Source organism: Streptococcus sp. V913 (assembly GCF_054353455.1).
In genome coordinates, this window is sequence record NZ_JBTHHX010000001.1 from 169,927 (window position 1) to 181,547 (window position 11,621).

At 42.0% G+C, this 11,621-nt stretch carries 9 protein-coding genes; 4 read left to right on the forward strand and 5 right to left on the reverse strand.

The window, feature by feature from the left end:
• Positions 1-6: 6 nt before the first annotated feature.
• Entirely contained in the window at positions 7-1,995 is a 1,989-nt protein-coding gene (gene uvrB, locus ACXYSL_RS00845; RefSeq protein ID WP_458623702.1) for an excinuclease ABC subunit UvrB, read from the reverse strand.
• 76 nt (positions 1,996-2,071) lie between these two features.
• Positions 2,072-3,025 (reverse strand): CPBP family intramembrane glutamic endopeptidase, encoded by a 954-nt coding sequence (locus ACXYSL_RS00850; RefSeq protein WP_458623703.1) that lies wholly within the window; start codon positions 3,023-3,025, stop codon positions 2,072-2,074.
• Positions 3,026-3,197: 172 nt separating this feature from the next.
• Here ACXYSL_RS00850 and ACXYSL_RS00855 point away from each other — a divergent pair, with 172 nt between their 5' ends.
• From ACXYSL_RS00855 to zwf, 3 genes are all read left to right on the forward strand, one after another.
• Positions 3,198-5,363, forward strand: coding sequence for an ABC transporter substrate-binding protein/permease (locus ACXYSL_RS00855; RefSeq protein WP_458623704.1), 2,166 nt, complete (start codon positions 3,198-3,200; stop codon positions 5,361-5,363).
• On the forward strand, positions 5,363-6,103 hold the full coding sequence (locus ACXYSL_RS00860; protein ID WP_458623705.1) for an amino acid ABC transporter ATP-binding protein: 741 nt from the start codon (positions 5,363-5,365) through the stop codon (positions 6,101-6,103). Before ACXYSL_RS00855 ends, ACXYSL_RS00860 begins: the two co-directional genes overlap by 1 nt.
• Positions 6,104-6,251: 148 nt before the next feature.
• Positions 6,252-7,739: a glucose-6-phosphate dehydrogenase gene (zwf, locus tag ACXYSL_RS00865; RefSeq protein WP_458623706.1), complete on the forward strand. Its 1,488-nt coding sequence runs from the start codon at positions 6,252-6,254 to the stop codon at positions 7,737-7,739.
• 43 nt (positions 7,740-7,782) lie between these two features.
• Here zwf and ftsY read toward each other — a convergent pair whose 3' ends face one another.
• Genes ftsY through ACXYSL_RS00880 form a run of 3 tightly spaced genes read right to left on the reverse strand, consistent with a single transcriptional unit; the run spans position 7,783 to position 10,694 of the window.
• The gene (ftsY, locus tag ACXYSL_RS00870; RefSeq protein WP_458623707.1) at positions 7,783-9,081 is read right to left on the reverse strand and encodes a signal recognition particle-docking protein FtsY; all 1,299 of its coding nucleotides are present in this window, start codon (positions 9,079-9,081) and stop codon (positions 7,783-7,785) included.
• 3 nt (positions 9,082-9,084) lie between these two features.
• Entirely contained in the window at positions 9,085-9,903 is an 819-nt protein-coding gene (locus ACXYSL_RS00875; protein WP_458623708.1) for a Cof-type HAD-IIB family hydrolase, read from the reverse strand.
• Positions 9,903-10,694, reverse strand: a complete 792-nt coding sequence (locus ACXYSL_RS00880) for a Cof-type HAD-IIB family hydrolase (protein WP_458623709.1) — start codon at positions 10,692-10,694, stop codon at positions 9,903-9,905. Before ACXYSL_RS00880 ends, ACXYSL_RS00875 begins: the two co-directional genes overlap by 1 nt.
• A gap of 205 nt (positions 10,695-10,899) precedes the next feature.
• Here ACXYSL_RS00880 and ACXYSL_RS00885 point away from each other — a divergent pair, with 205 nt between their 5' ends.
• The gene (locus ACXYSL_RS00885; protein ID WP_000136037.1) at positions 10,900-11,595 is read left to right on the forward strand and encodes a VIT1/CCC1 transporter family protein; all 696 of its coding nucleotides are present in this window, start codon (positions 10,900-10,902) and stop codon (positions 11,593-11,595) included.
• Positions 11,596-11,621: the final 26 nt, after the last annotated feature.

Here is an 11,621-nt window from a genome sequence, read left to right on the forward strand (position 1 = left end):
TCCTATCTACCCCAACGCCTTCACTTCCAACATCATATCGCGTATCTGAGCAGCTAACTCAAAGTCAAGCACTTCGACGGCTTCTTGCATTTGTTTTTCGAGTTTTTTGACGAGTTCCTTGCGCTCTTGTTTGTTGAGGCTATTGATATCGACTTCCTTGTCCTCTTCCTTGGCAACTGCCTTGGTTACGGCGATCAGGTCACGGATTTCTTTCTTAATGGTTTGTGGGACGATACCATGCTCTTCATTATAAGCCATCTGGATTTTCCGACGACGAGCCGTTTCATCGATAGCGCGTTGCATAGACTGAGTCACAGTGTCCGCATACATGATGACATGCCCTTCGCTGTTACGAGCAGCACGACCAATGGTCTGAATGAGGCCACGTTCGTTACGAAGGAAACCTTCCTTATCAGCATCTAGAATAGCAACTAAACTCACCTCAGGAACGTCAATCCCTTCACGGAGTAGATTGATTCCGACCAAGACATCAAAGACACCCAAGCGCAGGTCACGGATAATCTCCGTTCGCTCCAAGGTCTTGATGTCCGAGTGCATGTACTTGACCTTGATGCCCATTTCTTTAAAGTAGTCGGTTAAGTCTTCTGCCATTTTCTTGGTCAAGGTTGTGATAAAGGTTCGCTCATTTTTTTCAACACGGGCATTGATTTCACCTAAGAGGTCATCAATCTGTCCCATAGTCGGACGGACTTCAACCTCTGGGTCTAGAAGTCCTGTTGGACGAATGATTTGCTCAATCACTGTCTCGGTCTGTTCATTTTCATAGTCACCAGGTGTCGCTGAAACGTAAACAATCTGATGAATATGACTCTCAAACTCCTCCCGACGTAAAGGACGATTGTCCAAGGCTGACGGTAAACGGAAACCATAATTTACCAGCATTTCTTTACGCGAACGGTCTCCATTGTACATGCCCTTGATCTGCCCCATGGTCATGTGACTCTCATCAATCATGATCAAGAAATCATCTGGGAAGAAGTCGAGAAGCGTATAAGGAGGTTCTCCTTCACTACGACCATCCATGTGACGAGAGTAGTTCTCAACCCCATTTGTATAACCCATCTCACGTAGCATCTCAATATCATACTCTGTCCGCTGTTTCAAACGCTGGGCTTCTAGCAGCTTGCCTTCCTTCTCAAAGACAGCTAACTGCTCTTCTAACTCAGCCTGAATCTTAGCAATGGCAACCTCCATGTGGTCATCATTGGTCACAAAGTGAGTGGCGGGGAAAATCGCCAGATGATCCACTTCTCCCAATACCTGACCAGTCAGAGCCTCAACTTCTCGGATACGGTCAATTTCATCTCCGAAGAACTCTACTCGAAAAGCGTGTTCATCACGGGAAGCTGGGAAAATCTCTACCACATCCCCACGCACACGAAATCTCCCCCGTTGAAAGTCGATGTCATTACGCTCAAACTGAATATCTACCAAGTCATTCAAGAGTTTATCACGAGAAATCTCAAGGCCTGGACGAAGACTAACAACACTATCAGCATATTCCTTGGGCGAACCCAAACCATAGATACAAGAGACTGAAGCCACGACGATGACATCGTTACGCTCCAGAAGAGCCGAAGTCGCTGAGTGGCGAAGCTTGTCAATCTCGTCATTAACAGAACTGTCCTTCTCAATGTAGGTATCGCTAGAAGGGACATAGGCCTCGGGTTGGTAATAATCATAGTAAGATACAAAATACTCAACAGCATTCTCAGGGAAAAATTCCTTAAACTCTCCATAGAGCTGACCAGCTAGGGTTTTGTTATGGGCAATGACCAAAGTTGGTTTATTGACTTTGGAAATGACCTGACTCATGGTATAGGTCTTCCCTGTACCCGTCGCCCCCATCAGAATTTGGGCTTTTTCTCCACCCTCGATATTGTCAACCAATTGCTCTATGGCTTGGGGTTGATCTCCTGAAGGTTCGTATTTTGATACTAGTTTAAATTGATTGTCTGTAATCCGATTGATCATAAGAATCCTCTCTTGATGTACTATTCCTATTTTAGCATACTTGTAGCATTTTCACGAAGAAAAGGACGGACCGAAGTCACATCCTTTCATTTTCTTTCTTTAATTGATAAGCGAGATAGACAATCAGCAGTAGCAATACCAGACTTGCCATGATAGAACCTTCTATGCCAAAAGAACCACCTGATAACCATCCTTGATTGCCTTGTGGTAAAAAGGTCATCAGAGACGTTCCTGATGGTTGACCACTAACTAAAATGCCAAAAAGATTGCCCTGAGCAAAATTCCAAGCCCCATGAATACCTGCAATACCCCAAACTGTATCGGTTTTGAGAAGGTAAAGAGCCATGGCAACTCCGAATAAGAAGAGATTCACTAGAGATAGAGGTGTTAGACCAGAATTTCCCACATGAAGCAGGGTAAAGAATATGCTAGATATGACAACAGCAAGTTTTAGATTGGTTCTTGAGGCCAATTGTGGAAGAAGCCAAGCACGGGACACCACTTCTTCTGCTGTCCCCTGTAAAATCCAAAATGGGATAGTAAAGACGACAAAAGTAAGCGAATAAGGATTCAAGCGAATGGATTCCAAACGATATTGCCCCAAGACCATCAAACCTAACAAGGTCAGAAGAAAAAGTGCCAAACCTAGGCCAAATCCTTTCAGAAGACTGCTAAGGAAATTTTCTCTATAAAATCCCAAGGTTCTAATAGATCTTTTCTCAACTTTTTTAGTCCATCTGAACACAGTGTTGAGAATAAAACCAAAGGACAGCAATGCTAAAATTAAACGAAAGTCACTTGTTTTATCCGTCAAGCTCTGCTGCAAGGTTTGCAAGTAAGTTGCAAGATTTTGACCAGACTCTCCAAAATTTCTAGCAAGTCCGATGAGAGCTAACAAGCTAATACCATACAAAGTATATGCAACAAACTCTCCTATAAAGACAAAAACAAAGGCTAACAAAGGACTTGTGTAAAAATTTAAACTCATTTGGGAAGATTGGAAGTCTTTAAATATTCTTTTATTCTTCATGTTCCTGCCCTCATTTCTTCTATTACATACTATTATTATATCATTTTATAGTAGCAATTCAAGAAGGAAAAGAAAATATAGATGTTATATTTTCTGACACGAAAATATAAAAATTTGCCTTTTCATTCATTTTCTGATATAATGGGAAAATATTCGGAAAAGGAGACTAAAAATGAAGAAAAAAATACTAGCATGTTTGCTCATTTTATTTCCCATTTTCTCACTAGGTATGGCAAAAGCTGATACTGTTAAGATTGTGTCTGATACAGCTTACGCACCTTTTGAGTTTAAAGATTCAGATCAAACCTATAAGGGGATTGATGTTGATATTATCAATAAAGTCGCAGAAATCAAAGGATGGAACATCCAAATGTCTTATCCTGGCTTTGATGCAGCTGTAAATGCAGTGCAGTCAGGTCAGGCAGATGCCATTATGGCAGGTATGACAAAAACAAAAGAACGTGAAAATGTCTTTACCATGTCTGATACCTATTATGATACAAAAGTTGTCATTGCTACCACAAAGGCGAATAAAATCACCAAATATGAGGAACTTAGCGGGAAAACAGTTGGAGTTAAGAATGGAACTGCCGCTCAACGTTTCCTCGAAAGTATCAAAGATAAATACGGTTTTTCTATTAAAACCTTTGATACAGGTGATTTGATGAATAACAGTCTAAGTGCTGGTGCTGTAAATGCCACCATGGATGACAAACCTGTTATTGAGTATGCGATTAACCAAGGACAAGATCTCAGCATCAATATGGATGGTGAGGCTGTTGGAAGCTTTGCTTTTGGCGTCAAGAAAGGGAGCAAGTATGAACACTTGGTTACCGAGTTTAATGAAGCCCTAGCACAAATGAAGAAGAATGGTAGCTTGGAGCAAATCATCCGAAAATGGACCGCTTCTACAACTACGACAAGCCCAACGACAACTACTGCTGCTGGACAAAAAGCTACTCCCGTGAAAAGCAAGTACATTATTGCCAGCGACTCATCTTTCGCCCCATTCGTCTTTCAAAATTCAAGCAATCAATACACCGGTATTGATATGGACCTCATCAAGGCCATTGCCAAAGACCAAGGTTTTGAAATTGAAATTACCAACCCAGGATTTGACGCAGCCATTAGTGCTGTTCAAGCAGGACAAGCAGATGGTATCATTGCTGGTATGTCTGTAACAGATGCTCGTAAGGAAACCTTCGACTTCTCAGAATCATACTACACAGCAAATACGATTCTCGGTGTGAAAGAATCAAGCACCATTGCTTCTTATGAAGACCTCAAGGATAAAACTGTCGGTGTTAAAAACGGAACTGCTTCTCAAACGTTCCTTACTGAAAATCAAAGCAAATACGGCTATAAGATTAAAACCTTTGCAGATGGCGCATCTATGTATGACAGTCTGAACACTGGCTCTATCGATGCCGTGATGGATGATGAGCCAGTTCTCAAATATTCTATCAGCCAAGGACAAAAATTGAAAACTCCAATCGCTGGAACTCCAATCGGAGAAACAGCCTTTGCGGTTAAAAAAGGCACAAATCCTGAATTGATCCAGATGTTCAATAACGGACTTGCGAACCTCAAAGCTAACGGAGAATTCCAAAAAATTCTTGACAAGTATCTAGCTAGCGAAACATCATCTGACTCTACAAGTACGGTTGACGAAACAACTATCTGGGGTTTGCTTCAAAACAACTATAAACAACTTCTTAGTGGACTCGGAATCACTCTTGCTCTAGCTCTTATCTCATTTGCAATTGCCATTGTCATCGGTATTATCTTCGGTATGTTTAGCGTTAGCCCATACAAATCTCTTCGTCTGATCTCTGAGATTTTCGTTGACGTTATTCGAGGAATTCCGTTGATGATTCTTGCAGCCTTCATCTTCTGGGGGATTCCAAACTTCATCGAGTCCATTACAGGCCATCAAAGTCCAATTAACGACTTTGTAGCTGGTACCATAGCCCTCTCACTCAATGCTGCTGCTTATATCGCTGAAATTGTTCGTGGTGGGATTCAAGCTGTTCCAGTTGGGCAAATGGAGGCCAGTCGCAGTCTTGGTATCTCTTATGGAAAAACCATGCGAAAGATTATCTTGCCACAAGCAACTAAATTGATGTTGCCAAACTTCGTCAACCAATTCGTTATCGCTCTTAAAGATACAACCATCGTATCTGCTATTGGTTTGGTGGAACTCTTCCAAACTGGTAAGATCATCATCGCCCGTAACTACCAAAGTTTCAAGATGTATGCAATCCTTGCTATCTTCTATCTTGTAATTATCACGCTTTTGACTAGACTAGCGAAACGCTTAGAAAAGAGGATTCGTTAATGGCAAAACTAAAAATTGATGTAAATGATTTGCATAAGTATTATGGAAAAAATGAAGTTTTAAAAGGCATTACTACTAAATTCTATGAAGGGGATGTTGTCTGTATCATCGGTCCTTCTGGTTCTGGTAAATCCACTTTCCTCCGTAGCCTTAACCTTCTCGAGGAGGTAACGAGTGGTCACATCACTGTGAATGGTTATGATTTGACTGACAAATCAACCAATGTCGACCATGTTCGCGAAAACGTTGGAATGGTCTTCCAACATTTCAATCTCTTCCCTCACATGTCCGTTCTAGAGAATATCACTTTTGCTCCTATTGAACACAAACGGATGACCAAAGAACAAGCTGAAAAATTGGGGATGGAGTTGCTGGAGAAAGTCGGTCTTGCAGACAAAGCTAAGGCAAATCCAGATAGCCTTTCAGGTGGTCAGAAACAGCGTGTAGCTATCGCTCGTGGACTTGCCATGAATCCTGATATCATGCTCTTCGATGAGCCAACTTCCGCTCTTGACCCTGAGATGGTCGGAGATGTACTAAACGTTATGAAGGAATTGGCTGAGCAAGGTATGACCATGATCATCGTAACCCATGAGATGGGATTTGCTCGTCAGGTGGCTAACCGTGTGATCTTTACGGCTGATGGTGAATTCCTGGAAGATGGGACACCAGATCAAATCTTTGATAACCCGCAACACCCTCGTCTAAAAGAATTTTTGGACAAGGTCTTAAACGTATAAAACGAAAGTGTGAGGTTCTCCTTACACTTTTTTAATTGCGTATTGGATTTTTGATTTTTTTGAAAATTATGATAAAATAAAAGCTATGATAATGAGAAAATCTCATCCCTAGTCCAACTAGGAAAAAATATAGAAATTAGGTAGCTAGATGTCATCAAAGGTTATTGTTACAATTTTCGGTGCGAGTGGAGATTTAGCCAAACGCAAACTCTACCCTTCCCTTTTCAGACTCTATAAATCAGGCAATCTCTCTGAACATTTTGCAGTTATCGGAACAGCTCGTAGACCATGGAGTAAGGAATATTTTGAATCTGTAGTTGTCGAGTCCATCCTTGATTTGGCAGATAGTACCGAGCAAGCCCAAGAATTTGCTAGCCACTTCTACTATCAAAGCCATGATGTGAATGATACGGAACATTACATTGCTTTGCGTCAATTACAAGCCGAACTTAACGAAAAATACCAAGCTGAACACAACAAGCTCTTCTTCTTGTCTATGGCACCCCAGTTCTTTGGAACCATTGCCAAGCACCTCAAATCTGAAAACATTGTTGATGGCAAAGGTTTTGAGCGCTTGATCGTTGAGAAACCATTTGGTACAGACTACGAAACAGCTAGCAAACTCAATGAAGATCTCCTTGCGGCCTTTGATGAGGAGCAAATCTACCGTATTGACCATTACCTAGGTAAAGAGATGATCCAAAGTATCTTTGCTGTTCGTTTTGCCAACATGATCTTTGAGAATGTTTGGAATCGCGAACACATTGATAATGTGCAGATTACCTTTGCAGAACGCTTGGGTGTTGAAGAACGCGGTGGCTACTATGATCAATCTGGTGCTCTTCGTGATATGGTGCAAAACCATACTCTCCAACTCCTCTCTCTTCTAGCCATGGACAAACCAGCTAGCTTTACAAAGAATGAGATTCGTGCTGAAAAGATAAAGGTCTTTAAAAACCTCTATCATCCAACTGAGGAAGAATTGAAAGAACAGTTTATCCGTGGTCAATATCGCTCTGGAAAGATTGATGGTAAGAAATACATTTCCTACCGTAGCGAGCCAAACGTTAACCCTGAGTCTACAACAGAAACCTTTGCGTCTGGTGCCTTCTTTGTAGATAGTGATCGCTTCCGTGGTGTCCCTTTCTTCTTCCGTACAGGGAAACGTCTGACTGAAAAAGGGACTCATGTCAATATCGTCTTTAAGCAAATGGACTCTATCTTTGGAGAACCACTTGCTCCAAACATTTTGACAATCTATATCCAACCAACTGAAGGATTCTCTCTCAGCCTCAATGGGAAGCAAGTCGGTGAAGAATTTAACCTGGCACCAAGTTCTCTGGATTACCGTACAGATGCTACTGCTACTGGAGCCTCACCAGATCCATACGAGAAATTAATCTACGATGTCTTGAACAACAACTCAACCAATTTTAGCCACTGGGATGAGGTAAGTGCTTCGTGGAAATTGATTGACCGTATCGAAAAGCTCTGGGCTGAAAACGGAGCTCCACTCTACGATTATAAAGCTGGAAGCATGGGGCCACAAGCTAGCTTTGACTTACTTGAAAAGTATGGAGCTAAATGGACCTGGCAACCAGATATCGCCTATCGTGAAGATGGCCGTTTAGAATAGCAAAAATATCCTGCAAGATGACTTGCAGGATATTTATTTTGTATTAAATCAAGCCTTCTAAGAGACCCTTCATAAAGTTTTCTGAGTTAAATTCCCCGATATCATCGATTTTTTCACCGAAACCAATCAATTTTACTGGGATATTGAGTTCTTCACGGATAGCCAGAACGACACCACCACGGGCAGTTCCATCAATCTTAGTCAATACAATACCGGTAACAGGGGTAATTTTCGAAAATTCCTTAGCCTGTACTAAGGCATTCTGCCCAGTTGATGCATCAAGAGCCAGGAAGGTTTCATGAGGTGCTTCAGGAACGACACGTTTGATAATACGACCAATCTTTTCCAACTCGGCCATAAGGTTGTCCTTGTTTTGCAGACGACCTGCTGTATCAATCATGAGAATATCAATCCCTTCGGCTACGGCGCGTTCCATTCCATCAAAGACCACACTAGCAGGATCAGCCTTTTCAGGTCCTGTCACAACGGGAACATCCACACGACGGCCCCATTCAGCTAGCTGGGCAACAGCTCCAGCACGGAATGTATCTGCCGCAACCAGCATGACCTTCTTGCCAGCTTGTTTGTAGCGATGAGCCAATTTTCCGATAGAAGTTGTTTTCCCAACACCATTGACTCCGACAAAGAGCATGACGGTCAAGCCATCTTGGAAATGGATTTGTTCATCGTAGTTGCCATCTTTCTCATAGAGCTCAACTAATTTCTCGATAATGACACGGCGGAGTGCGTCAGGCTTTTTAGCGTTTTCTAATTTGGCTTCATAGCGTAGTTCTTCTGTTAAGTTTGAAGCGACTTGCACACCGACATCGCTCATGATGAGCAGTTCTTCCAATTCCTCGAAGAATTCTTCATCGACAGAACGGAAGTTGGCAAAGAAGGCATTCAAACGAGCACCAAATCCCGTACGCGTTTTCTTGAGACTGCGGTCATATTTTTCCTGAACGGTTTCTTCAACCTGAGGAAGTTCTTCTACGACTTCAGACGCTAGCTTTTCTTCTGTCTCTTGGTTCTCTTCTTCTGGAGCTTCTTCTGTCTCTTGGATTTGCTCCAATTCATCAGCTTCTAGCTCAGGCTCCTCTTGGTTTGTTTCCTCAACCAGTTCTGGTTCAATGACCTCATCTGTCGTGACCTGAGGGAGTTCTTCTCGAGCAAGAGTTTCTTCCACTTTGTCCGTTTCTGTCTCTTCTTGGCTTGTTTCCTCGACTGCCGTCTGGTTTTCTTCAACCTCTTCTGACAAATCAAGATTTTCCAGAGCTTCTTTTACAACATCTTCAATTTTCGGCTCTTCTTTTTTTCCGAATAGACGGTCAAATAATCCCATATTCTAGTTCTCCTTTAACACGTATTCTTCGATAGCCCAAGCAACGGCTTCCTCGTCGTTGGTCATCGGGGTAATCACATTTGCAACTGCCTTAACTGCTGGAACTGCATTTTGCATAGCAACTCCCAAACCTGCCCACTCAATCATGGAAAGGTCATTGGCCTCGTCCCCACAAGCCATGACTTGACTTTGATTGATTCCTAAGTGTTTAATTAATTTCGATAAGCCTATTGCCTTGTGGACGTTTTTCGGTGACCATTCCAATAAGAGTTCACGCGATTTGAAGATTTCATATTGGTCAAACAATTCTGGAGAAATCTGTTGAATAGCTGCATCCAAAGGTTCTTGGGCAAAGGCAGTCACACATTTATTATACGTCATCTGACTAGATAGATCTTCAAAAGCGACAGGTACGAAAGTCAAGGCTGGGTTGAACTTAGCATATAGACTTTCATGGTCTGACTGGATTTGATAAACTGTACCTTCTGAAATGGCATCTAACGGTAATCCGAGTTTTTCAGTTTCCTCGTACAAGCGTGCCACATCGTCGATTGAAAAAACCGTTTTATCGAGAATCTCTCCTGTATTTTTCTGTACCAGACCACCATTAAAGGTGATGGTGTACTCGTCCTCCTGACCATCAGTCCCTAGCTCATGGAGAAAGAAATCCATAGCCTTCAAAGGACGACCTGTTGTCAGAACGACCTTGATGCCACGATCACGCGCAGCTTTGAGGACCTCCTTGGTACGATCTGTAAGCTTTTTATCCGTTGTCAGCAAGGTACCATCCAAGTCCAATGCAATCAATTTAATATCTGCCATTATAAGCCCTCCATATAAGCCATCACTGACTGGTCCTTATGGTGGCCAATCACTGTCTCTGCTAATTCTAAAATCTCTGGTCGCGCATTTTCAGGAGCGATTGGGTGTCCAACAACCTGCATCATATGAAGGTCATTGAGATTATCGCCAAAAGCCATGACCTGATCCATGGTTAGACCAAGTTTTTTTGCCAGCTCAACAATAGCCACACCCTTATCAACATAGTCCAAGACAATATCAATGGATTCAAAACCAGTTGTCATGGCTTTCACACCAGGAACATTTTCGTTGACCCAGGACTCTCCAGCCTCTATCGTTTCTTCAGTAAAGTTCGTGGTAAATTTAAAAATCTCATCCGTGATATCTTCCAAACTCGCTACTTTTTGAATGTTTTCATTGTAGTGACGGCTAAACATGAGATAGGTCTCATCCACTGTATCCAATACATAACAAGCTTTTTTCCCAGTCAAGAGCATTTTTCTTTCATCAAAATAGGGCGATTTCTTTAAAGCTTCAAAAGTCCTCAAGTAAAAATCCCGAGACATAGTAGCCTCATACATATCCTCGCCATGAAACTCAACATAGCTCCCATTTTCAGCTATAAAAATCACTTCATTACGCACATCCGCAAACAACTTTTTCAGGGACAAGATACCGCGACCTGAAGCCACTGCAAAATAAATCCCCTTTTCCTTGTAGGAAACAAGTACGTTTTTAAGGCGTTCCATATCAAACCGACCCTCTCCATCTAGAAAGGTTCCATCCATATCGGTTGCTACAAGTTTAATCATAAAATCCTTCATTCTCCAATTGATAAATCTATCTTCTATTATACCATAGATAAGTTTAAAAAGATCCAGTACAGTAGGATAGCACTACTTTTTCGAAGAAACTTCAAAAGGCCTAAAAATTAGAATCGTAGAACTTTTTTCAGATAGTTTAAAAAGTTTGTATTCCCCTTCTCTTTTCTCTATAATGGAGAGAAAGGAGATGACTATGACAGAAATAAAACATGAAATTGATGCAAACTTTGCAGGCCGACTCAATATCCTGCGCGCGGGTGTTCTCGGTGCCAATGATGGGATTATTTCCATCGCTGGAGTCGTTATCGGTGTTGCCAGTGCGACAAGCAATATCTGGATTATCTTTTTATCAGGTTTGGCTGCTATTCTCGCTGGTGCTTTTTCTATGGCAGGTGGCGAATATGTCTCTGTATCCACTCAGAAAGACACGGAAGAAGCCGCTGTCGCTAGAGAACAATTGCTCTTGGATAAGGATATCGAATCTGCAAAACAATCCCTCTATGCTGCTTACCTACAAAATGGTGAGTGTGAAACGTCAGCCCAACTCTTGACCAACAAGGCCTTTTTGAAAAATCCTCTCAAAGCCTTGGTCGAAGAAAAGTATGGAATCGAATACGAAGAGTTTACCAACCCTTGGCATGCTGCCATTTCTAGCTTTATCGCCTTTGTACTGGGAAGTCTTCCTCCTATGCTTTCGATCACTGTCTTTCCAAGTGACTATCGCATTCCTGCTACTGTTTTTATCGTGGCCCTTTCCCTTCTCGTCACTGGCTATACCAGTGCTAAATTAGGAAAAGCACCTACGAAAACTGCTATGATCCGTAACCTCTGTATCGGACTTCTCACCATGGGAGTAACCTTCCTCTTAGGACAACTCTTTAGTATCTAAGATAAAAGAAATACCTCGATAAATAT